Source organism: Novosphingobium sp. KN65.2 (genome assembly GCF_001368935.1).
Classification (GTDB): Bacteria; Pseudomonadota; Alphaproteobacteria; order Sphingomonadales; family Sphingomonadaceae; genus Novosphingobium; species Novosphingobium mathurense.
In genome coordinates this window covers 61,036-83,113 of sequence record NZ_CCBH010000170.1, presented here as the reverse complement: position 1 = coordinate 83,113, position 22,078 = coordinate 61,036, and the positions used below count along the sequence as shown (strand labels likewise).

The following is a 22,078-nucleotide window of genomic DNA, read 5'->3' as shown; positions in this document are numbered from 1 at the left end:
ACCAGATGTGGGGCGGACGGTTCGCGGAAGGACCGTCGGCAATCATGCGCGAGATAAATGCCTCGATCCCCTTCGACAAGGCATTGTGGCGTCAGGATATCGCCGCCAGCAAGGCGCACGTCGCGATGCTGGGTGCCTGCGGTATCGTCGCGGGCGAGGACGCGGTGCTGATTTCCGAGGGCCTCGACAAGGTTGCCGCCGAGTACGAAGCGAACGGCGTGCCCGAGGACTGGGACCTCGAGGACATCCACATGACCACCGAATCGCGCCTGACCGAATTGATCGGGCCTGCGGCGGGACGCCTGCACACGGCGCGTTCGCGCAACGACCAGGTGGCGACCGACTTCCGCCTCTGGGTGCGCGATTCGATCGACCAGATCGATGCCGGGCTGGAAGCGCTGCAGGTCGCGCTCGTCACCCGCGCCGGTGAGCATGCCGATTCGATCATGCCTGGCTTCACGCACCTGCAGACCGCGCAACCGGTGACCCTGGGCCATCACCTCATGGCCTATTACGAGATGATCTCGCGCGATCGGTCGCGCTTCGCCGATGCCCGCAAGCGGATGAACCGCAGCCCGCTCGGTTCGGCAGCGCTGGCCGGGACCGGCTTCCCGATCGACCGCAAGATGACCGCGCAGGCGCTGGGCTTCGATGCGCCGACCGACAACAGCCTCGATTCCGTTTCGGACCGCGACTTCGCGCTCGACTACCTGATGGCGGCTTCGCAGTGCTCGCTGCACCTTTCGCGCCTGGCCGAGGAATTCATCATCTGGGCTAGCCAGCCCTTCGGCTTCGTGTCGCTGCCCGATGCGCTGTCGACGGGCAGCTCGATCATGCCGCAGAAGAAGAACCCGGACGCCGCCGAACTGGTGCGCGGCCATGCCGGGCGCATCACCGGCTGTCTCACGGCGCTGATGATGACGATGAAGGGCCTGCCGCTCGCCTATTCGAAGGACATGCAGGACGACAAGCCGCCGGTCTTCGAGGCCGCGAGCCTGCTGGCGCTGTCGGTCGCGGCGATGACCGGCATGGTTGCCGATACGAAATTCCGCACCGATCGCATGCGCGGCGCGGCCGAGCTGGGCTTTGCCACGGCCACCGACCTTGCCGACTGGCTGGTGCGCGAAGGCAACATCCCCTTCCGCGAAGCGCATCACATCACCGGCGCCGCCGTGAAGCTTGCCGAAACCCGCGGGCTGGCGCTCGACCGGTTGCCGCTGGCAGACCTGAAAGAGATCGACAGCCGCATCGACGAGCGCGTATTCAAGGCGCTCTCGGTCGAGGCTTCGGTTGCCGCGCGCAGTTCGCACGGTGGCACCGCGCCCGATCAGGTTCGCCTGCGCGTGGCCGAGGCCCGGTCCGCGCTCGGTCTGGAGTAAGTCTACCTTGCGCAAGCTCATCCCGCTCGTTCTCGTTCTTGCGCTGGTTGCCTGCGGCCAGCGCAAGGGGCTGTCGCTGCGGGAAGGGCAGCAATTGCCGCCCGCGCCCTATGGCCGCGCGGAAAAGCCGACTTCGGACGAACTGCTCAATCCGCCGACCCTGGCGATCCCCGAGCGCAGCGTCGAACTGCGCACCCGATCCGAGGAACGCGAGGACGATCCCTACGATCTCCCGCCGCCCGAATAAGCCCCTGACAGGACAACAATGGACCATTTCGAACTGAAGAACGGCGCGCTTCACGCCGAGGACGTGCCGCTCGAAACGATCGCGCGCGAAGTCGGCACGCCGGTCTACGTCTATTCGCGCGCCACGCTGACGCGCCACGCCCGCGTTTTCCGCGAGGCGCTTTCGGCCCTGCCCAGCGTGCACATCGCCTTTGCCGTGAAGTCGAACCCCAACCTTGCCGTGCTCCACCTGCTGGCAAGCGAAGGGTATGGCGCCGACGTGGTTTCGGAAGGCGAGATGCGCCGCGCCCTGGCCGCGGGTATCCCGGCGCAGGACATCGTCTTTTCCGGCGTCGGCAAGTCGAAGCGAGAGCTGAAGGCGGCAGTCGAGGCGGGCATCGGCCAGTTCAACCTCGAAAGCGAGGAAGAAGGCGTCGAGCTGGCGGAAATCGCTGCGGCACTGGGCAGGCGGGCCTCCTGCGCGCTGCGCGTGAACCCCAATGTCGATGCCAGGACCCACGCCAAGATCTCGACCGGCAAGGCCGAGAACAAGTTCGGCGTCGCCTACGACGTTGCCGCTGGCATTTTTGCCCGTCTTGCGGAACTGCCCGGCCTGCTGATGCGCGGCCTTGCCGTGCATATCGGCAGCCAGATCAGCGATCTCGAACCTTCGCGGCAGGCCTTCATCAAGATGGGCGCGCTGATGGAGACGATCCGCGCCGAAGGCCACGAAGTCACGCACATGGACCTCGGCGGCGGGCTTGGCGTACCCTACAAGGTGGGCGAAAGCCTGCCCACGCCGGACGACTACGGCCGCATGGTCCACGATGTGGCAAAGGACTGGGGCGTCATCCTGATGTTCGAACCGGGCCGCGTCATAACCGGCAATTCCGGCGTGCTCGTGACCGAGGTGATCCGGGTGAAGCAGGGCGCTTCGAACCCCTTCGTGGTAGTCGATGCGGCGATGAACGACCTTGCCCGTCCGGCGATGTACGATGCCTGGCACGATTTTGCGGCGGTCAACCCGACCGGGGAGACGATGGTCGCGAACATCGTCGGGCCGATCTGCGAAAGCTCCGACACGTTCGCCATGGGACGCGAGATCGACGTGGTGAGGGCGGGTGACTTCGGGGTGTTCCGCACGGCCGGCGCCTACGGCGCTACCATGGCCAATACCTACAACAGCCGCGCGCTGGTGCCTGAGGTGATGGTCGATGGCGAAAAGTGGGCGCTTGTCGCCAACCGCATTGAACCGGAAACCATCCTGTCCGCCGAACGCGTGCCGGAGTGGCTGAAGCAAGAGCAAGACGCAGCGGAGTGATCCGAAGATGATCGAGACCCTTCCCCTGTTCCATCGCATCGCCGGCCAGCCGGTGGTTGTGCTGGGCGCGGGGGAAGCGGCCGAGGCGAAGCGGCGGCTGGTCCAGCGGGCGGGCGGCATCGTCGTCGACGACCTGCAGGAAGGCATCGACAAGGGCGCGCGGCTCGCCTTCATCGCCCATGAGGACGAGACGGCGGCCGAAGGCGATACGGTTCGTGCGCGCTGCGCGGGGTTGCTGGTGAATGCCACCGACCGTCCGGCGCTGTGCGACTTTACCGTGCCCTCGATCCTCGATCGTTCGCCGGTTCTCGTCGCCATTGGTACCGGAGGCGCTTCGGCGGGCCTCGCCAAGCAGTTGCGCCTGCGCCTCGAAGTGCTGTTGCCGCAGTCGCTCGGCGCGCTTGCGAAGGCGCTGGGCGCAGCGCGGGCCGCCGTGCGTGGGCGCTTTCCCGATGCCGGTGACCGCCGCCGTGCGCTCGATGCCGCGCTCGGCTCGGGCGGGCCGCTCGATCCTCTGGACGAGGCCAGCGCAGGCAGGATCGACGACTGGCTTTCGGCCGCCGATCACGAGCGGGTCGGGGCGGTGGAAATCGTCTTGCACAGCGATGATCCCGAGGACCTTACCTTGCGCCAGGCGCGCCTCATGGGGTCGGCCGACCTGATCGCCTACGAAGCCGAAGTTCCCCGCGCGGTGCTGGACCGCGCCCGCGCCGATGCTGCGCGTGTCATGGTCGCCCCGGGAGAGAGCCCCCGTCCGGGCGAAGGGCTCACCATTCTCCTGCGCATGGCTCGCATGGCCGACTGAGTTGCCCCTCGCGCACGACGCGAGTCGCCCGGGCTCCAACCGCGTCTTTGCCCGGTCGGTAACCCGATCCTAAACATCGTGCCCGGCAGTTATCCTCGGAACGCGCAGTTCCGCGTTGTTATTACAATGTTTTAATTGCTCGCATGGCGAACGTTAAGCGTAATTTGCTAACGGCGAGGCAGTGCCTGGCCCAATGGGGGACACCACGACATGACCGAACCTGGGTTTCTGCACTTGCCGGAAATCGATCCCGCGTCGCTGCCGGATCCGGCACAGCCGACCGGCCTGTTCGGTAGCTATACCGATGCTGCGGGCCGCCAGGTCCATGACGCGGCAGAGGCTTCGCTGGAGGCCTATCTCTACGAACTCCACCCCGGCACCTGATCCGAACGCATATGTTTCATGACAAGGCGCTGGCGGACCTGCGCGAGAATGACGAAGGCTGGACGAAGGGGCAGCGCGATCTCGCGGTGCTTCTGGGGCAGTGGCGCGCGCGCCCCGAGGCAAGCCGGGTTCTCGCCGACTTCGAACGCTTCGGTGAAGGAGAAGCGCTGGAGGCCTGCCCTTCGCTCGCCGCTCTGTTCGAAAGCGGGAGCGGCGCGACACGCGAACTGGTCGCCAACTTCGTAGAGCTTGGCCTGTGGGGGCTGCGCTCGCACCCGCTGGGGCACCTGCCGCTGCGCCATGGGGTAAGCCATGCCGGGCAGACCCTGCTGCTTTCGCATTGGGGCACCGCGACGCTCGCCCTTGTATCCTATGAAGGCGAGCGGCTCTGCGCGCTGCCGCAGGCGCGGGCAGTGGCCTTCACCCCGCTTCAAAGCTGGTCCTTCGTTCTGGCCGGTTCGGCTACGGCCGACCGCGTCCGCTGCGCGGCGGTGGAGGACCGCTGCGCCGAACTGCAGATCGAGACGCTGGCCTTGGAGCCGGGTGACGTGATCCACAGGGACGGCCGGCGCGAGACGATACAGGTGCGCGGCGCACGCGGTTGCCTGGTGAAACTGCGTTTGCAGCGCTTCCTTGGCGGGAGTGAACCGGTCCGCGAATTCGCGCTCGCCGATGGCGCGCTCATGCACCAGGCCGCCTCCAACCTGCACGACAGCCGCTGCGAGCTGGCCATTTCGGTGCTTTCGCGCATGGGCCGGCGTGACGCCGTGCCGGTGATCTCGCGCATCGTGATCGGCAGCGGGCATGAAGGGCTGCGTTGGCAGGCCATGCGCGAACTGCTCGCGCTCGATACCCGCGCCGGGATGATCCTGCTCGGCCAGGTCGCGGCGTCGGAAGACGATCCCCTTGCCGCATTGGCGCAGGAAACCCAGCGCCGGCTGCTGTGCACCTGGCCGGAGCTGGAAAGGATATCGCAATGGCGCAGCTGATCGAGACGCGCGATCCGACACCGGCATCGCTGTCGGAATGCATCGAGGCGCTGTCCTCGTGGGGTTTCGATCCGGGCGAGCGGGAAAGCGTCGAACACGCCGCGCACTGGCTGCGCCGTCTCGGCAACGACCGGCAGTTCCTCGGCGACCTGCTGATCGACCTGCTGGCGGGCTTTGCGCCGTCCCCGGCGGCGGTGGACGCGATCAGCAGCGGTGGTCCGCAATCGATCGTCCTGGCAACGCCGGGGCGCGGCAACTTCTGCATTCGAGCCAATATCTGGCCGGCCGCCTCGGACTACGCGATGCGGGCCAGCGGCGCGCGGGCCTTCGGCTATGGCGTCGCCCACGACCACAACTACGACTTCCTTACGCTGGGTTATTTCGGCCCGGGCTGCGAGATCGAGGACTTCGAGTACGACGGTCAGCGCGTCATCGGCAGGGCAGGGGAGGCGGTCGCGCTCAAGCGGCTGGGCCGCAGCCGGTTGCGCAAGGGCATGATCCACCATTACCGCCCGCACCGCGACATCCATCGGCTCAACCCGCCCGCTTCGCTCTCGGTCTCGCTCAAGCTGGTCCACACCCAGGCGGTGCAGGGGTGGCTCAGCCACTATGAGTTCGACACCGGCGAAGCGCGCATCACGCGCGTCATGGGCGACGGGCCGAGCGAGACCTTCCTGCGCCTTGCCGTGGCACTGGGCAGTGAGGACGCCAAGGACCTCGCGCAGCATTTCGGGCGCAGTCACGCCAGCGAGAGAATGCGCCTCAATGCCTGGGAGGCGCTGGCCGCCTGCGCCGATAGCGAGGATGCACGCGATGGGGTCTGGCGTGCGGCTGAAGCCAGCGGCAGTCGCCTCGTCGCGCAAGTGGCGAAGCACAGGCGCGGTGCGCTTTCCGGATAACGCCGGCTTCGAAGAACGGCTCTTAGATGAAGCCCCCGGCCAGTGCGTCGATTGCGCCCTGCAGGATCACGGCGGCAGCCGCGGAATCGATGCGTTCGGCGCGCTTGGCGCGGCTCATGTCCTGGGCAAGCAACCCGCGTTCGGCGCCCATGGTCGACCAGCGTTCGTCCCACAGCAGGATCGGCAGGCCCAGCGCGGAGAGATTGCGCGCGTAGGCGCGGCTCGATTGCGAGCGCGGGCCTTCCGAGCCATCCATGTTGAGCGGCAGGCCGATGACGATGCCCCTGATCGACCGCTCGCGGATCAGCCCTTCGAGCAGCGCCCTGTCGGCGCCGAACTTGCCGCGCTTGATCGTTTTCCCGGGCGAAGCGAACTGCCAGCCGGCGTCGCAGAATGCCGTGCCGATGGTCTGCGTGCCGAGGTCGAGGCCCAGCAAGGCCCCGGCGTCGGGCAGCGCGTCGCGATAGTCGAGCGCGCTGGTGGTTATGAGTGCTGTTTCTGCCATGCCGCTATCCGCCGTTCGAAGTCGGCCCTGATGTTCGCCCAGAACAGGGTGTAGTCATAGACGTGGTAATTGTTGCCCGGCAGCACATAGGGGCCGAGGTCGAGCTTGGGCGGCGGTCCGATGTGCAGGAACATGTCGCTTTCGCAGGCGGCGGGCACCACCTGTTTCACCAGTTCGCCGTTCCAGTTCGCCGGATCGGGCACCAGCGTGCCGAGATTGGCCCGCGCATCCGCCGCGCCATTGCGGGTGCCGGTCAGTGGATTGCTGCACAGGAATGGGCTGTCGATCGCCACGCCCTGCGCCGTCGTCTGCGTAAGCGGCTGTCCGTCGAGGCCGCGGCGGCGCACGTAGGCCTTGACCAGTTGCGCGGTCTCGGCGGGGTCGGCCACGGTGAGCCAACTCAAAACGCAGCCGGCCTGGTCGGGCCTGTCGCAGGGGGCGAGGCCCATCTTCGGCAGGTCGTGGTCGATCGAGACCGGCCAGCCCACGATGTAGGCCGCGGCGATGCGCTCGGCCAGCGGCGTGCCGGCCACGCGGTCGCGCAGCAGGCGGCGCAGCAGGAACGCGCCCTGGCTGTGCCCGGCCAGAACGACCGGTTCGTCCTGGGGTACCGTCTTGATGAAGGCGTCGAAGGCGGCAAGGACGTCGCCATAGGCAAGGTCGATCGCCTTGTCGGCCTGCGGGTCGTCGGTCAGGAACGCGCCGACCGCGGCCTGGCGATAGCGCGGGGCCCAGAGCCGGTCGGTGGCGTTGAACGGCGTGGCCATGCCCTTCACGTAAAGGCCAGCGAGGTCGCGCGAGGCCTTGTCGTTCAGGCTCGCGTTCCACGCGTCCTTTTCGACGTAGCTCGTGGGATGAACGAAGAAGACTGCGGCGGAGAGGGGCTTTCCGGCGGGCTGGCTTGCGCCTTGAGGCAGGTAGCGGGAGGGATCGGCTTCGGGCATCATGCCCGGGCGCGAGATCCACATGTCCGACTTGTCCCAGGCGTTCATTGCCATCGCGGGCTGCGGCTGGAACGTGACGTCGGGGACGAAGGCCATCTCGGTCAGGTCTTCGGCCCAGAACAGCAGGGCAATGCGGCCCAGCGTGATCAGGACGATGATGGCGGCGATCGCATAGAGGAACTTGCGGACCATCAGGTGGCCGTCCCGCCGGGCTGGCCGGTGCTGCTGTCGGAGGGGTGCTTTTCGATCCGCGGGCGCAGGCTGGTGAAAGTGCGCCCGTCGCGCAGCGCGCTCCACCAGGTCAGCGGGTTCCAGTTCTGCGTGCCATCGAGCGAGAAGGTGATGAACTCGGCACGTCCGCCGATGTCGGACAGCGGCACCGGTCCGCCAAGGCCGCCGCCCGGGGTGCCCCGGTAGTCGGTCTCGAAGGGAAAGCGGCTGTCGGCCGAACGGTCGCGATCGTCGCCCATCAGGAAGACATGGCCTTCAGGCACGGTGATCTCCGGATAATTGTCCATGACCTGCGTCGTATAGTCGATCACCTGATAGGTCGCACCGTTGGGCAGCGTCTCGCGATAGGCGGGCAGGTCGAAGACATCGCGGCCGCTGGGCAGGCGGCGGCGGTAAAGCTCGAAGCCCTTGTAGCAATGGCCCGGCTGGGCATCGCCCTCGCACTGCAGGGCATCGTCGGCGGCGATCTCGACCGGCGGCTCGACTTCGCGTGGGATGAACTTGCCGTTGAGGCGGATGCGCCCGTCGACCACGGCGATGCGGTCGCCGGGAAGGGCGACGACGCGCTTGATCAGGTCGGCCTTTCGGTTGCCCGGCACCACGATGACGATGTCGCCGTACTCGGGCGTCGAGCCGAACAGCCGCCACTCGGCGCGCGGCAGCATGTGAAAGCTCACCGAGGACCAGTTCCAGCCGTAGGCGTACTTGGAAACCACCAGCCGGTCGCCCACCAGCAGGTTGGGCATCATCGAGATCGACGGGATGTAGAACGGCTTGGCGATCAGCGAATGGAACGCCAGCACGCCCAGCAGCATCAGCGCCAGGCCGCGCAGTTCGTGGAACCAGTTGACCTTGGGCTTGTCCGGATTGCTAACGGGGCTCTCCTGCGCGCGAAGGGGGGAGGCGGGATCGGCGGTGTGTTCGGTCATTCTCGGTGGAGCGCTCGGAAAAGTCTAGGAACCGGAAGGGGCAGGAGCCGCCGCAAGCGGACGGGCCTCGATCACGACGAATGCCTGGGCCCATGGATGATCGTCGGTGAGCGTCAGGTGAACCACGGCCTCGTGTCCCGCGGGAACCATCAGGTCGAGCCGGGCCTTCGCGCCGCCGGTGAGGGCAAGGGTAGGGGCGCCGGATTTCGCATTGACGACGCCGATGTCCTTCATGAACACACCGGCCTTGAAGCCGGTGCCGACCGCCTTGGAATAGGCTTCCTTCGCGGCGAATCGCTTGGCGAGGGTCCCCGCCTTGGTGAACGGGCGGCGATTGGCCTTGGCCTGCTCGATCTCGGTGAAGACGCGTTTCTCGAAGCGCTCGCCGAAACGGTCCAGCGAAGCCTGGATCCGCTCGATATTGCACAAGTCGGAACCCATTCCGATGATCACGACGCATTCTCCGTCCTGCGGCCGGTTGCACAGCCGGCCTTGTGTTCCCGATGGCGAATCGGGACCTTTCGCGAAGGCGCTCGCCGAATCGCGGCGAGAGCCATCAAGTCAGCGGACTTCGTCCATCAGCGCACGCATTCTGGTCACGCTCGCCTCGAGTCCGCAAAATATCGCTTCTCCGATCAGATAGTGTCCGATGTTCAGTTCCGCGAGCTGCGGAATGGCCGCGATCGGCTGGACGTTCTCGTAGGTGAGGCCGTGTCCGGCATGGGGTTCGATGCCGTTCTTGGCAGCCAGCGCGGCCATGTCGACGATGCGCTTGAGTTCGACCGCGATCTGTTCGCCCTCGGCATGGGCATATTCGCCGGTATGGAACTCGACGACGGGCGCGCCGAGCTTCATCGCCGCCTCGATCTGCCGCGGGTCCGGGGCGATGAACAGGCTCACGCGCACGCCCGCATCCGACAGGCGCGAGACGATCGGGGCGAGTTGGTTGTGCAGCCCGGCCGCGTCGAGCCCGCCTTCGGTGGTGCGTTCCTCGCGCTTTTCCGGGACGATGCAGGCCGCATGCGGCTTGTGGCGCAGTGCGATCTCCAGCATCTCGTCGGTGGCCGCCATCTCGAGGTTGAGCGGCAGCCCGGTGGCGGCCTGCACGCGCATCAGGTCCTCGTCGCGGATGTGGCGGCGATCCTCGCGCAAGTGCACGGTGATGCCGTCACCCCCGGCCTGCGCGACGATCTGCGCCGCGCGGGCCGGATCCGGATGTTCGCCGCCGCGCGCATTGCGGATCGTCGCGACGTGATCGATGTTCACGCCAAGACGCAGGCGCGAAGGTGTAAGGGCGTTCATCCGGTAATCCTAAGGTTTTTCGTCGGTTGGAAGGGTCAGGGCTGGACGCGGCTGCCCGGTTTCACCGCGGGTGTCGCCGCCAGTTCGGGCGGCAGTTCGTCGTCGGCGTAAGTCGGGAAGTTGATCTCGACCAGCGGGAAGTAGGGCACCCCAAGGTCCACGGCGCCGCCCGAGCGGTCGACCAGCGAGGCTGCCGCGATGACCCGGCCGCCAGCGGCCTCGATCGCCTTGATTGCCTCGCGTGAGGACTTGCCGGTGGTGACCACGTCCTCGACCATCAGTACCCTGTCGCCGGGTTCCAGCTCGAAGCCGCGGCGCAGCTCGAAAGTGCCTTCCGGGCGCTCGACGAACATCGCGTCGACCTGTAGCGCGCGGCCCATTTCCTGGCCGATGATCACGCCGCCCATGGCGGGCGAGACGACCTTGTCGATCTGCTTGCGCACGTCGTGCGGCAGCTTGCTGGCGAGTGCGACGGCGAGTCGTCCGGCGCGGTCGGGGTTCATGAGGACACGCGCGCACTGAAGGTAATGTGCACTGTGGCGGCCGGAGGAGAGCAGGAAGTGCCCCTCAAGCAATGCCTTGCTGGCGCGGAACTCTGCGAGGACTTCTTCTTCCTGCATTACGACCTATTCCTTCGATGCATATTTCATTGATCTGGCGCATGTTCGACACGCCGTTTGCCAAAAATTCCCCTAGAGGCGCTTGAGACACGCGGCAAGCGCGCGTATAGGCCCCGCGGAAGGGGGGCCTCCGGCTCCGCATCAGGGCGCGCGTATGCGGGGTCGACTCGCGTGCGCGGATTTGGAAAACGGAAGCGCAAAAAAATATGAATTTGGGCAAAACCGCACGCGCCGCGAGCCATACCGCAAAGGCTCTGGGCCTGTCCCTTGGAAGCATCATGGCTGGTGCAGTCATGGCACCCCAGGCGGCACTGGCCGCCGCGGCATCCGAACCTGCCGCCGCCGCGACTGCGGACGCCGCCGCTTCTGCCGGCAGCTATACGCCGATGGCCCCGACTCCGGGAATCGGCATGCCCGTCGAAGGCGGCATCGGCTTCCAGCAGCAGTTCTCCAAGCTCGGTGAATACGGCGAGTGGATCCACAACTCGGTGTTGCTCCCGATCATCGCCGTGATCACCGTGTTCGTGCTGCTGCTGCTCGTCGTCATCATTGTGCGCTTCAACCGTCGCGCCAACCCGGTGCCTTCGAAGACCAGCCACAACACGCTGCTCGAAGTGGTCTGGACGCTGGTCCCAGTGCTGATCCTCATCGGCATCGCGGTTCCCTCGATCGACCTGCTGGCCAAGCAGTACAAGCCCGCCCCGAAGGGCGCGCTGACCATCAAGGTCACCGGCAACCAGTGGTTCTGGACTTATGGCTATCCCGACAATGGTGAGTTCGAGGTCGTCTCGAACATGCTCAATGTCCCGGGGCAGCCGACCATCAACAACGGCGTGCGCGAAGTCGGTTCCGAGCCCTGGGACGGCCCGTCGCACCTCGAGGTCGACAACCGCATGGTCGTTCCGGTCGGCGAACCGATCCGTCTGCAGATCACCGCTTCGGACGTGATCCACTCGTTCGCCGTGCCTTCGCTCTGGTTCAAGCTGGACGCGGTTCCGGGCCGGATCAACGAGAAGGTCCTCTTCGTCGAGAAGCCGGGCGTCTATTACGGCCAGTGCTCCGAGCTTTGCGGCGCGAAGCACGGCTACATGCCGATCGCGGTCGAGGCTCTGCCGCGCGACAAGTATGACGCCTGGGTGCTGATGCATGCCGGCGGCAAGATCGACGGTCAGGCGACCGCCGCATCCGAGACCGATTACCTGCCGGGTGAAGAGCCCGCCGGCGATGCTTCGGAGGCTCCGGCCGCCGACGCCACTGCTGCCGCCGAATAAGCCCGCATTCAAGGACAGGGTCACCAGAACATGGCAACCACAGCCCCAGAACACTTCCCGGCGCACTCCGACGATCACGCGCACGACCATGACCACAAGCCGGGCTTCTTCGCCCGCTGGTTCATGTCCACCAACCACAAGGACATCGGCACGATGTACCTGATCTTCGCGATCATCGCGGGGATCATCGGTGGTGCCTTCTCCGGCATGATGCGTGTCGAGCTGGCCCAGCCGGGCATCCAGTACCTGGACACTTTCGCCAAGTGGTTCGGCGCGGTTAACCCGGACTTCAACTCGACGCTGCACGTCTGGAACGTCCTGATCACCGCACACGGCCTGATCATGGTCTTCTTCATGGTCATGCCCGCGATCATCGGCGGCTTCGGCAACTGGTTCGTCCCGATCATGATCGGCGCGCCGGACATGGCGTTCCCGCGCATGAACAACATCTCGTTCTGGCTGACCGTCGCGGGTTTCTGCTCGCTGCTGTGCTCCGCCTTCGTGCCGGGCGGCACGGGCCTGGGCGCCGGCACCGGCTGGACCGTCTATGCGCCGCTGTCGACCACCGGCTCGCCCGGACCTGCCGTCGACTTCGGCATTTTTGCGCTGCACCTTTCCGGTGCCGGCTCGATCATGGGCGCGATCAACTTCATCACCACCATCTTCAACATGCGCGCACCTGGCATGACCATGCACAAGATGCCGCTGTTCGTGTGGTCGGTGCTCGTCACCGCGTTCCTGCTGCTGCTCGCACTGCCGGTTCTGGCCGCGGCGATCACCATGCTGCTGACCGACCGCAACTTCGGCACCACCTTCTTCGATCCTTCGGGCGGTGGCGATCCGGTCCTGTACCAGCACCTGTTCTGGTTCTTCGGTCACCCCGAAGTGTACATCATGATCCTGCCGGGCTTCGGCATCATCTCGCAGATCGTCTCGACCTTCTCGAAGAAGCCGGTGTTCGGCTACCTCGGCATGGCCTACGCCATGGTCGCGATCGGCGTGGTCGGCTTCATCGTGTGGGCCCACCACATGTACACCACCGGCCTTTCGGTTAACACGAAGATGTACTTCACCGCGGCGACCATGGTCATCGCAGTTCCGACCGGCATCAAGATCTTCTCGTGGATCGCGACGATGTGGGGTGGCTCGATCACCTTCAAGTCGCCGATGGTCTGGGCGATCGGCTTCATCTTCCTGTTCACCGTCGGCGGCGTGACCGGCGTCGTGCTCGCCAACGGCGGCATCGACGACAACCTGCACGACACCTACTACGTCGTGGCGCACTTCCACTACGTTCTCTCGCTGGGTGCAGTGACCGCGCTCTTCGCCGGGTTCTACTACTGGTTCCCGAAGATGAGCGGCCGCATGCACTCCGAGTTCCTGGCGCATGTCCACTTCTGGGTGTTCTTCGTCGGCGTGAACCTGATCTTCTTCCCGATGCACTTCCTCGGGCTGCAGGGCATGCCGCGTCGCTACCCCGACTACGCCGAGGCCTATGCGCACTGGAACCAGATCGCGACCGACGGCTACATGATCATGGCGGCTTCGCTGGTGATCTGGTTCGCCAACATTGCCTACGCGTTCGTCGCCGGCAAGAAGGCTGAAGACAACTACTGGGGCGAAGGTGCGACCACGCTCGAGTGGACCCTGTCGAGCCCGCCGCCGTTCCACCAGTTCGAGACGCTTCCGGTTATCGAGGAAGTGCATCACCACTGAGAACGCAACCGCGCGTCATTGCGGGTATGAACGAAGCAATCCAGGGCCTCCTTCGCGAGCCGCTCTGGATTGCTTCGGCGCATTGGCGCCTCGCAATGTTGGCCCTTGTGAGTGTAAGATCCTAAGATCATGTCCGTGACGAGTCCCAGTTCAGCGCAGCAGCTTCCGGCCGATTGGCGCGATCTCTTCGCGCTGACCAAGCCGCGCGTGATGAGCCTGGTGATCTTCACCGGCCTTTGCGGGCTGCTGGCCGCGCCCGAACGCATCCACCCGGTTCTCGCCTTCACCGCGATCCTGTGCATCGCGATGGGTGCAGGCGGCGCCGCCGCGCTCAACCAGTGGTGGGAAGCCGATCTCGACGCGGGCATGAAGCGCACCGCGAACCGTCCGCTGCCGCAAGGGCGGCTTGACCGCACGACCGCGCGCGATTTCGGCGGCGTGCTGTGTGCCGCTTCGGTATTCCTCATGGGTTTTGCGATCAGTTGGCTGGCCGCCGCGATCCTGGCGCTGTCGATTGCCTACTACGCCGTCGTCTACACGATGTGGCTCAAGCCGCGCACGCCGCAGAACATCGTCATCGGTGGTGGCGCCGGGGCCTTTCCGCCGCTGATCGGCTGGGTTGCGGCCACCGGGCACATCACGCTGATGCCGGTCGTGCTTTTCGCCATCATCTTCATGTGGACGCCGCCGCACTTCTGGGCGCTCGCGCTATTCGTGAAGAGCGACTACGCCAAGGTCGGCATTCCGATGATGCCGGTCGTCGCCGGTGAAAAGTCGACCCGCCGCCAGATCCTCGCCTACGCCGTCCTGCTCCTGCCGCTCAGCGTCGTCCCCTGGTGGATCGGTGGCACGCACGCGGTCTACGGCATTTCCGCCATCGTCCTGTCCACCCTGTTCCTCGCGCTCTCGGTCCGTGTCGGCCTGCGCGAAAAGGACGGGCCGGAGGACACGATGAAGCCGGAAAAGCAGCTCTTCGCCTATTCGGTAATCTATCTCTTCGCACTCTTCGCAGCGCTCGTCGTCGACCGCTTCGTGGTCATCTGAGGACCCTGCCCATGGCCGATAACGATCCTACCCCGCGCACGCCCGAGGACATCCGCAAGAGCCGCAACCGGGTTCTTGCCCTCAGCCTTGCGGCATTCGTGATCCTCGTGTTCTTCATCTCGATCGCCAAGATGAGCTGAACTGCATGACGGCCGTGACCCACCAGCAGCGCAGCAACAGGAAGACGGCCTTCATCGCGCTTGCGATTGCGCTGGGGATGCTCGGCCTGGGCTACGCTTCGGTTCCGCTCTACCGGATCTTCTGCCAGGTCACCGGCTACGGGGGCACCACCAAGCGGGTGGACGCAACGCAGGCGGCCACCGTCAAGGACAGCGGCCGGACCATCACCGTGCGCTTCGATGCCAATGTCGCGCGTGACATGCCGTGGGAATTCAAGCCCCTGCAGGTTACCGACACCGTCTCGATCGGTGCGCGCGACATGGCGCTGTTCTGGGCGAAGAACGATTCGGACCAGACCGTCACCGGCACCGCCAGCTTCAACGTGGAGCCGGAACAGGCGGCAAAATACTTCAACAAGATCCAGTGCTTCTGCTTCACCGAACAGACCCTGAAACCGGGCGAGGAAGTGCGCATGCCGGTGCTGTATTACATCGATCCGGCCATCCTCGACGATCCCGACAACAAGGACGTTGAGCTGATAACGCTCAGCTATACCTTCCACGTCACATCGATCGGGGATGCAAAGACACTGGACCGCGAACAAACTGGCGGTTAAGGGCCGCATGGGAAACCTGCGTGCCGGCCCCGCCGGATGCGCTCGTGTGACATATTCGATAAACGGGGACGAAGGCACCATGGCCGGTACCAAGCACCACGATTACCATATTCTTCCGCCGGACATCGTTCCGCTGGCGACTACGATCGGCGCCTTCACCTTCACCTCGGGCATGGTTCTGTTCATGCACGACATGCCGGGCGGCCACTTCGTGCCGTGGCTGGGCATGGCGCTGCTGTTGGCCTCGATGTTCGCCTGGTTCTCGAAGATCGTGAAGGAAGCGCATGCCGGCGATCACACGCCGGTCGTGCAGCTTCACCAGCGCTATGGCATGATCCTGTTCATCGCTTCGGAAGTGATGTTCTTCGTCGGCTGGTTCTGGGCCTTCTTCGACTTCTCGCTGTTCCCCTCGACCATTGCGGACGTGGTCGGCGGCCAGTGGCCGCCCAAGGCGATCGAAGCGGTCATGGATCCCTTCGACCTGCCGCTGCTCAACACCCTGATCCTGCTCTGCTCGGGCACGACCGTCACCTGGGCGCATCACGCGCTGATCCACGGTGACCGCGAAGGCCTGAAGAAGGGCCTCTGGGCGACCGTGCTGCTCGGCCTGCTGTTCACCTCGATCCAGGCATACGAGTACGTCCACGCGCCGTTCCCCTTCGGCCAGAACACCTACGGTTCGGCTTTCTACATGGCGACCGGGTTCCACGGCTTCCACGTCATCGTCGGCACGATCATGCTGATCGTCTGCCTGATCCGCGCCTACAAGGGTGACTTCACCCCGCGCCAGCACTTCGGCTTCGAAGCGGCGGCATGGTATTGGCACTTCGTCGACGTCGTGTGGCTGTTCCTCTTCGTTGCAGTCTACATCTGGGGTGGCTGGGGTTACCCGATCCACTGATCATGGCTGACAGCCACGAATCGAACACTGGAGGGCAGCCGGAGATCGCTTCGGCTGCCCTTTTCGGTCTTTGCCCCAAGTGCGGCGCGCGCACCCTGTTCGCCGGGTTGGCCTCGTTCGCTCCGCGGTGCCGTGCCTGTGGGCTGGATTACGCGCAGTTCAACGTCGGCGACGGGCCCGCGGCCTTTCTCACCCTGATCGTGGGGGCGGTGATCGCCATTCTCGCGATCTGGGTGCAGCTTTCGTTCGAGCCGCCGTTCTGGGTCCACGCCCTGCTGTGGATCCCCCTATCGACCGCGCTGGTCATCGGCGGGCTGCGAATCGCCAAGGCCTGGCTGCTCGGCGCCGAGTATCGCCGCCGTGCCGGTGAAGGCCGGCTCAAGGAAGACTGACGGGAGCCCTCATGCGCAAATTTCCGATATTCGCGACGCTTGTCGTGCTGGTGGCCGTTGCGATCATGATCGGCCTCGGGCTGTGGCAACTCAAGCGCCTCCATCAGAAGGAAGCGCTGCTCGCGCATTACGCGCAGGCGCAGACCAACGCCGAGGAAGTCATCTGGCCGCGCGACGAAGCGGAGCAGACCGATCTGCTCTATCGCCATGCGCGGCTGACCTGCGAGGGCGTGACCGAGCATTCGAGCATGGCCGGGCGCAATGCTTCGGGCGAATCGGGCGCGGCGCAGACTGCGCGTTGCATGTTGCCCGACGGTGCCAAGGCGCTCGTCGTGCTGGGTTGGTCGCGTCAGCCCAATGCCGCGGCCAACTGGCAAGGCGGCAAGGTCCACGGCATTATCGCACCGGGCCCCCGCCTCGTTGCCAATCCGCCGCTCGATGGATTGGAGGCCAATGCGATCCCCGATCCATCGGAAATCCCGAACAACCACTTCTCCTACGCAATGCAGTGGTTCTTCTTCGCCGCGACAGCGCTCGTCATCTACGTGCTGGCATTGATGAAGCGCTCCCGGGGCTAGGGAAGGGCTCATTGCGCCTTCCCAATTCGCCGATCGGAAGGCCGTCGTCGCAGCGACAATGTCATGCGAGGATTGCGTAAGCCGCGCTCCCCCGCTAACCGCGCATTCCCATGGACTACATCAGCACTCGCGGCAGCGCTCCGGCGCTCGATTTCGAAGGCGCAACGCTCGCCGGTCTCGCTTCGGACGGCGGCCTTTACGTGCCGCGCGAATGGCCCCGCTTCTCGAAAGACGAGATCGCGGCCATGGCGGGCCTGCCCTATGCAGAGCTGGCTGCGAAGATCATGTTCCCTTTCGTCGAGGGCAGCCTCACCCATGAGCGCCTGCTCGAACTGACGACCGAAGCCTACGGCCGCTTTGCACACAAGGCGGTGACGCCGCTCAAGCAGTTCGACGAACAGCAGTGGCTGCTGGAGCTGTTCCACGGCCCGACGCTCGCGTTCAAGGACGTGGCGCTGCAGCTGCTCGGCCTGCTCTTCGAGGAATTCCTTTCGCGCTCGGAGCGCAACCTGACGATTGTCGGCGCGACTTCGGGCGACACCGGTTCGGCCGCGATCGACGCGGTTGCCGGGCGCGCCAAGGTCGACATCTTCATGCTGCACCCCAAGGGCCGCGTGTCGGACGTGCAGCGCCGCCAGATGACGACGGTGCTGGCGCCCAACGTTCACAACCTCGCGCTTGAGGATGCCAGCTTCGACGATGCCCAGGCCATCGTGAAGCGCATGTTCAACGACAGGGGCATGACCGACCGCTTCGCCATCGGCGCGGTCAACTCGATCAACTGGGCGCGCCTGATGGCGCAGGTCGTGTACTACTTCGCCGCCGGGCTCCAGCTTGGCGCCCCGCATCGCAAGGTCGCCTTCTCGGTTCCGACCGGCAACTTCGGCGACGTCTTCGCCGGCTATGTCGCGGCGCAGATGGGCCTTCCGGTCGAAAAGCTGATCGTGGCGACCAACGTCAACGACATCCTCCACCGCGCTCTGGCCAATGGCGACTATTCGCAGGGCACGGTGACGCCGACTGCGGCGCCCTCGATGGACATCCAGGTCTCGTCGAACTTCGAACGCCTGCTGTTCGACCTGGGTGGCCGCGACGGCAAGGCCCTGGCCGAGCAGATGGCCGGCTTCGAAGCGACCAAGGCGATGCAGCTTACCAATGCGCAGCGCGAGGGGGCTTCTGCCCTGTTCCAGTCCGCACGCGCCGATGCCGACGAGATGGCCTCGACGATCCGCTGGGCCTGGGAGAACTGCGGCGAACTGATCGACCCGCACACCGCCTGCGGCCTTTTCGCCGCACGCAGTGCCGGGATCGACGCCTCGATTCCGGTCGTCACGCTGGCGACCGCGCATCCGGCCAAGTTCCCTGAAGCGGTCGAGCGCGCCACCGGGCACCGCCCGGGCCTGCCCGAGCGTGTGGGCGACCTGTTCGAGCGCGAGGAGCGCTTCACTTCGCTGACCGGCTCGTTCGAGGCGGTTGCCGAATTCGTCGCCCAGCACGCCGCGCCCAAGGTCTGATGGTCGAGATCGCCACCCAACCCCTGATCCTCACGGGTGAAGGCTGGGCGGACTACGGCCTTGTCGATTCGGGACAGGGCCGCAAGCTCGAGCGTTACGGCGACTATCGCTTCATTCGCCCCGAGCCGCAGGCGATGTGGACGCCGCGCCTCGCAAACTGGGACGCGCACGGCGAGTTCGTGCCCGGTTCGGACGAGGATGGCGGCGGCCGTTGGCAATTCGAAAAGTCCGTCCCGCGCGAAGGTTGGCCGCTTGCCTGGAACGAGGTGTCCTTCACCGCGCAGTGCACGCCGTTCCGCCATCTCGGCTTCTTCCCGGACATGGCCCCGGTGTGGGACTGGATGCGCACCATGCTGGCCGGTCGCGACGATGCCAGCACCCTCAACCTCTTCGGCTATACCGGGGTCGGCACGCTGGCGCTGTCCGCGCATGGCCCGGTCACCCATGTCGATGCCTCCAAGAAGTCGGTGGCGCAGGCGCGCGAGAATGCCGCGCTTGCCGGGCTGGAGGATCGCCCGGTGCGCTGGCTGGTCGACGATGCCGCCAAGTTCGCCGCACGCGAGGTGCGCCGCGAAAAGCGTTACGACGGGATCATCCTCGATCCTCCCAAGTTCGGGCGCGGACCGGGCGGCGAGACCTGGCGTCTGGAGGAGGGGCTGCCGGGTCTGCTTGGCGATTGCCGCAAGCTGCTCGATCCGGACAGCCGTTTTCTTTTCCTCACCGTCTATGCAGTGCGCATGTCCTCCCTCGCCCTTGCCGGGCTGATGGGGGAACTCTTCGCCGACTTGCCCGGGACCATCGAGCACGGCGACCTTGCGGTGCGCGAGGATGGGCAGGACGGGCGGCTGCTGCCCACTGCCATATTCGCACGCTGGTCCAATCCCGGCTAAGGGACGCCATGGCTGATTCGCTTACACTTCAGATCGATGACTTCGAGGTCGATGTCCTCACCGGCATCTATTCGGAGGAGACCGGCAAGCCGCAACCGCTGCGCTTCTCGATCATGGTGCAGATGAAGCCGGCCGATCGCTACACCCCGGACACGCCGCTCAGCGAGAGCAAGAACTACATGGACCTCAAGTTCGCGGCGTCCGAAGCGCTGCCGCCGGGGGTCCATTTCAAGCTGATCGAGGCGGTTGCCGACCACGTCTGCGAAACCCTGTTCCTGCAGGATGCGCGCGTGGAGGCGGTGACGGTCAAGATCGTCAAGCTCGCGATCAGCGAGGCTGGCGAAAAGATCGGCATGACCCTGCACCGGGAGCGGCGCTGAGGTGAAGGACGTGCTGCGTGTCGGACCGCTCCCCGAGGAGCCTCTGGCCGCTGCTGCCGATTTCCATGCCCGGCTGCTGCCCGCCATCGAGGCGGCCTTGCGCGGCGGAAGCGATCCGCTGGCGGTCGTCTTCCTCCCGGCCAGCCATGAACATCGCGGATGGCGGCTTGCCGCGATCCAGTCGCTTGCCCGCACCTACGCGCCTTCGCGTGTCAATGCGCTTGAGAGCGACGATGAGGCGGCGATCGCTGCCGCGCTGGACTGGCTCTCGGGCGCGGCCAGCGTCACCGGGCAGGTCATGGCTTTGGATGGTGCCGGCGCCGGACCGGTGCTATAACCCCTTGCAATGACGAAGCGCGCGCCACTCGTTGACCAGTTCCAGAGGCGGATAACCTACCTGCGCATGTCGGTGACCGACCGCTGCGATCTGCGCTGTGCCTATTGCATGCCCGAGCGCATGACCTTCCTGCCGCGCAAGGACGTCCTCAGCCTTGAGGAACTGCACGATCTCGCACTCGGCTTCATCGACCGGGGCATCACCAAGCTGCGCCTGACCGGAGGCGAACCGCTCGTCCGGCGTGACATGATGGAACTGGTCCACGCGCTCGGCCGCAAGATCGGCGACGGGCTGGAGGAATTGACCCTTACCACCAACGGCACCCGTCTCGCCGAATTTGCCGACGATCTCTTCGCTTTCGGCGTGCGGCGCATCAACGTGTCGCTCGATACCCTCGACCGCGAGACGTTTGCGAAGCTCTCGCGCCGCGATTCGCTGCCGCAGGTGCTCGAAGGGCTGGCCGCGGCGAAAGCGGCGGGCCTCAGGGTCAAGCTCAATACCGTCGCGCTCAAGGGCGTGAACGAGGACCATATCGCCGATCTCGTCGCCTGGGCGCACGGGCAGGGCTTCGACGCTACGCTGATCGAGGTCATGCCGCTGGGCGAGGTCGAGGAAGACCGCTTCGATCACTACCTGCCGCTCGTCGCCGTGCGCGACGCGCTGGAGCGGCGCTGGACGCTCGATCCCAGCGATCACCGCAGCGGTGGCCCGGCGCGCTATTTCGACGTGGCAGAGACCGGCGGAAGGCTGGGCCTGATTACGCCGCTCACCAACAATTTTTGCGACGGGTGCAACCGGATCCGCGTGACGGCGACAGGCCAGCTCTATGCCTGCCTCGGCGGGAACGAGCGGGTCGACCTGCGCGCGGCGCTGCGTAGCGAGGACCCAGAGGCGGCGCTGTCCGATGCGCTCGACGTGGCCATGCGGATCAAGCCCGCGCGCCACCATTTCGCCATCGAGGAACCAGGCGCGGCCCCGGCACTTTCCCGTCATATGTCCATGACAGGAGGCTGACTTCGATGTCGCTCAATCTCGTTTTCCTCGGTCGGCTCGAGGATGTGGCCGGTAGTGGAAAGCTCTCGGTTCCGGTGTTGCCGTGTATCGATGCCGTGATCGATTCGCTCGAGCCGTCGCTCGGGCAGGCGCTCAAGGCGCCCAGGGTGAAGCTCGCGGTCAACGGAATCCTGGTGCAGGATACCGATGCGCCGGTTCTCAAGGACGGCGACGAGATCGCCTTCCTGCCGCCGGTATCGGGCGGCTGAAGCCGTGGGCTGCGAGAGGCACTCCGACGTCCGCCTGTTGACCTCGCCCTTCGCTCCGGCGGAAGAGATCGCCTCGTTCGCCCGCGCGAATCCCGAATCGGGCGGCATCGTCAGCTTCATCGGCCAGGTGCGCGAAGGCGATGGCGTCGAGGCGCTCGAGCTGCAGCATTACGAACCGCTGACCCTGCCGGCGATGGAGAAGCTGGCCGTGAGCGTCCATCGCCGCTGGGATCTCGACGCGGTCCTTATCGTCCACCGCAGCGGCGTCATGGTGCCTGGCGATCCGATCGTGCTGGTCGCCGCGGCGGCCCGTCACCGGCGCGATGCCTTCGCCGCAGCCGACTTCGCAATGGATCACCTCAAGAGCGAATCGTGGTTCTGGAAGCGCGAGAAGCGCGGGCGGCAATGGCACTGGATCGAACCGCGCGAGCAGGATTTCGACGATATCGCCCGCTGGGGCTGACGGGGCTGCGCGGCGCTGGCAGGCCTGCCGCAAAAAAATTTCACTCCGCTTTCGCGATTTG

Annotated in this window: 28 protein-coding genes; 22 read left to right on the top strand and 6 right to left on the bottom strand. The window is 65.7% G+C overall.

Annotated features, from left to right (window positions below):
• The first annotated feature begins 5 nt into the window (after window positions 1-5).
• The 7 genes from argH to SPHV1_RS16360 all read left to right on the top strand — a co-directional run bounded on the left by argH (window position 6) and on the right by SPHV1_RS16360 (window position 6,002).
• Entirely contained in the window at window positions 6-1,379 is a 1,374-nt protein-coding gene (argH, locus tag SPHV1_RS16385; protein ID WP_054947153.1) for an argininosuccinate lyase, read from the top strand.
• A 7-nt stretch (window positions 1,380-1,386) separates the two neighbouring features.
• Window positions 1,387-1,626, top strand: a complete 240-nt coding sequence (locus tag SPHV1_RS16380; protein ID WP_007013028.1) for a hypothetical protein — start codon at window positions 1,387-1,389, stop codon at window positions 1,624-1,626.
• Between the two features lie 18 nt (window positions 1,627-1,644).
• On the top strand, window positions 1,645-2,925 hold the full coding sequence (lysA, locus tag SPHV1_RS16375) for a diaminopimelate decarboxylase (RefSeq protein WP_054947103.1): 1,281 nt from the start codon (window positions 1,645-1,647) through the stop codon (window positions 2,923-2,925).
• A gap of 7 nt (window positions 2,926-2,932) precedes the next feature.
• Window positions 2,933-3,730 carry a bifunctional precorrin-2 dehydrogenase/sirohydrochlorin ferrochelatase gene (locus tag SPHV1_RS16370; protein WP_054947102.1) on the top strand — a complete coding sequence of 266 codons (798 nt, stop codon included), beginning with the start codon at window positions 2,933-2,935 and terminating at the stop codon, window positions 3,728-3,730.
• A 210-nt stretch (window positions 3,731-3,940) separates the two neighbouring features.
• A complete protein-coding gene (locus SPHV1_RS25060) occupies window positions 3,941-4,114 on the top strand; it encodes a hypothetical protein (RefSeq protein WP_156367370.1) in 174 nt (57 codons plus the stop codon).
• Between the two features lie 11 nt (window positions 4,115-4,125).
• Window positions 4,126-5,103: a hypothetical protein gene (locus SPHV1_RS16365; protein ID WP_054947101.1), complete on the top strand. Its 978-nt coding sequence runs from the start codon at window positions 4,126-4,128 to the stop codon at window positions 5,101-5,103.
• Window positions 5,091-6,002 (top strand): hypothetical protein, encoded by a 912-nt coding sequence (locus SPHV1_RS16360; protein WP_054947100.1) that lies wholly within the window; start codon window positions 5,091-5,093, stop codon window positions 6,000-6,002. The genes SPHV1_RS16365 and SPHV1_RS16360 overlap by 13 nt, the downstream gene beginning before the upstream one ends.
• A 22-nt stretch (window positions 6,003-6,024) precedes the next feature.
• On the opposite strand, the gene ruvX is transcribed toward SPHV1_RS16360, so the two are convergent.
• From ruvX to pyrE, 6 genes are all read right to left on the bottom strand, one after another.
• Entirely contained in the window at window positions 6,025-6,507 is a 483-nt protein-coding gene (ruvX, locus tag SPHV1_RS16355) for a Holliday junction resolvase RuvX (RefSeq protein WP_054947099.1), read from the bottom strand.
• On the bottom strand, window positions 6,486-7,643 hold the full coding sequence (locus SPHV1_RS16350; RefSeq protein WP_054947098.1) for a DUF3089 domain-containing protein: 1,158 nt from the start codon (window positions 7,641-7,643) through the stop codon (window positions 6,486-6,488). Before SPHV1_RS16350 ends, ruvX begins: the two co-directional genes overlap by 22 nt.
• Window positions 7,643-8,611: a signal peptidase I gene (gene lepB, locus SPHV1_RS16345; protein ID WP_054947097.1), complete on the bottom strand. Its 969-nt coding sequence runs from the start codon at window positions 8,609-8,611 to the stop codon at window positions 7,643-7,645. Before lepB ends, SPHV1_RS16350 begins: the two co-directional genes overlap by 1 nt.
• A 24-nt stretch (window positions 8,612-8,635) precedes the next feature.
• Window positions 8,636-9,064 carry a holo-ACP synthase gene (gene acpS, locus SPHV1_RS16340; RefSeq protein WP_054947096.1) on the bottom strand — a complete coding sequence of 143 codons (429 nt, stop codon included), beginning with the start codon at window positions 9,062-9,064 and terminating at the stop codon, window positions 8,636-8,638.
• 108 nt (window positions 9,065-9,172) lie between these two features.
• Window positions 9,173-9,913 (bottom strand): pyridoxine 5'-phosphate synthase, encoded by a 741-nt coding sequence (locus tag SPHV1_RS16335; protein ID WP_054947095.1) that lies wholly within the window; start codon window positions 9,911-9,913, stop codon window positions 9,173-9,175.
• A gap of 35 nt (window positions 9,914-9,948) precedes the next feature.
• Entirely contained in the window at window positions 9,949-10,533 is a 585-nt protein-coding gene (pyrE, locus tag SPHV1_RS16330; protein ID WP_054947094.1) for an orotate phosphoribosyltransferase, read from the bottom strand.
• A 206-nt stretch (window positions 10,534-10,739) separates the two neighbouring features.
• Between pyrE and coxB the strand changes: the two genes are divergently transcribed.
• The 15 genes from coxB (at window position 10,740) to SPHV1_RS16260 (ending at window position 22,017) form a co-directional block, all read left to right on the top strand.
• On the top strand, window positions 10,740-11,804 hold the full coding sequence (gene coxB / locus SPHV1_RS16325; RefSeq protein ID WP_054947093.1) for a cytochrome c oxidase subunit II: 1,065 nt from the start codon (window positions 10,740-10,742) through the stop codon (window positions 11,802-11,804).
• Between the two features lie 30 nt (window positions 11,805-11,834).
• A complete protein-coding gene (gene ctaD / locus SPHV1_RS16320; protein ID WP_054947092.1) occupies window positions 11,835-13,520 on the top strand; it encodes a cytochrome c oxidase subunit I in 1,686 nt (561 codons plus the stop codon).
• A 129-nt stretch (window positions 13,521-13,649) separates the two neighbouring features.
• On the top strand, window positions 13,650-14,564 hold the full coding sequence (locus SPHV1_RS16315) for a heme o synthase (protein ID WP_054947091.1): 915 nt from the start codon (window positions 13,650-13,652) through the stop codon (window positions 14,562-14,564).
• A gap of 11 nt (window positions 14,565-14,575) precedes the next feature.
• Window positions 14,576-14,704, top strand: a complete 129-nt coding sequence (locus SPHV1_RS26005) for a hypothetical protein (protein WP_255352304.1) — start codon at window positions 14,576-14,578, stop codon at window positions 14,702-14,704.
• Between the two features lie 5 nt (window positions 14,705-14,709).
• The gene (locus SPHV1_RS16310; protein WP_054947090.1) at window positions 14,710-15,300 is read left to right on the top strand and encodes a cytochrome c oxidase assembly protein; all 591 of its coding nucleotides are present in this window, start codon (window positions 14,710-14,712) and stop codon (window positions 15,298-15,300) included.
• Window positions 15,301-15,379: 79 nt separating this feature from the next.
• Window positions 15,380-16,201 (top strand): cytochrome c oxidase subunit 3, encoded by an 822-nt coding sequence (locus SPHV1_RS16305; protein WP_054947089.1) that lies wholly within the window; start codon window positions 15,380-15,382, stop codon window positions 16,199-16,201.
• 2 nt (window positions 16,202-16,203) lie between these two features.
• On the top strand, window positions 16,204-16,593 hold the full coding sequence (locus tag SPHV1_RS16300) for a DUF983 domain-containing protein (protein ID WP_054947088.1): 390 nt from the start codon (window positions 16,204-16,206) through the stop codon (window positions 16,591-16,593).
• Between the two features lie 11 nt (window positions 16,594-16,604).
• Window positions 16,605-17,171, top strand: a complete 567-nt coding sequence (locus tag SPHV1_RS16295; RefSeq protein WP_054947087.1) for an SURF1 family protein — start codon at window positions 16,605-16,607, stop codon at window positions 17,169-17,171.
• Window positions 17,172-17,281: 110 nt separating this feature from the next.
• Window positions 17,282-18,685 (top strand): threonine synthase, encoded by a 1,404-nt coding sequence (thrC, locus tag SPHV1_RS16290; RefSeq protein WP_054947086.1) that lies wholly within the window; start codon window positions 17,282-17,284, stop codon window positions 18,683-18,685.
• Window positions 18,685-19,575, top strand: a complete 891-nt coding sequence (locus tag SPHV1_RS16285) for a class I SAM-dependent methyltransferase (protein WP_054947085.1) — start codon at window positions 18,685-18,687, stop codon at window positions 19,573-19,575. The genes thrC and SPHV1_RS16285 overlap by 1 nt, the downstream gene beginning before the upstream one ends.
• Window positions 19,576-19,583: 8 nt before the next feature.
• Window positions 19,584-19,955 carry a dihydroneopterin aldolase gene (locus tag SPHV1_RS16280; RefSeq protein WP_013831889.1) on the top strand — a complete coding sequence of 124 codons (372 nt, stop codon included), beginning with the start codon at window positions 19,584-19,586 and terminating at the stop codon, window positions 19,953-19,955.
• 1 nt (window position 19,956) lies between these two features.
• Entirely contained in the window at window positions 19,957-20,292 is a 336-nt protein-coding gene (locus SPHV1_RS16275; RefSeq protein WP_054947084.1) for a Rossmann fold domain-containing protein, read from the top strand.
• A 9-nt stretch (window positions 20,293-20,301) separates the two neighbouring features.
• Window positions 20,302-21,306 carry a GTP 3',8-cyclase MoaA gene (gene moaA / locus SPHV1_RS16270; protein WP_054947083.1) on the top strand — a complete coding sequence of 335 codons (1,005 nt, stop codon included), beginning with the start codon at window positions 20,302-20,304 and terminating at the stop codon, window positions 21,304-21,306.
• 5 nt (window positions 21,307-21,311) lie between these two features.
• The gene (locus tag SPHV1_RS16265; RefSeq protein WP_054947082.1) at window positions 21,312-21,554 is read left to right on the top strand and encodes a MoaD/ThiS family protein; all 243 of its coding nucleotides are present in this window, start codon (window positions 21,312-21,314) and stop codon (window positions 21,552-21,554) included.
• Window positions 21,493-22,017 carry a molybdenum cofactor biosynthesis protein MoaE gene (locus SPHV1_RS16260; RefSeq protein ID WP_231634709.1) on the top strand — a complete coding sequence of 175 codons (525 nt, stop codon included), beginning with the start codon at window positions 21,493-21,495 and terminating at the stop codon, window positions 22,015-22,017. The genes SPHV1_RS16265 and SPHV1_RS16260 overlap by 62 nt, the downstream gene beginning before the upstream one ends.
• Window positions 22,018-22,078: the final 61 nt, after the last annotated feature.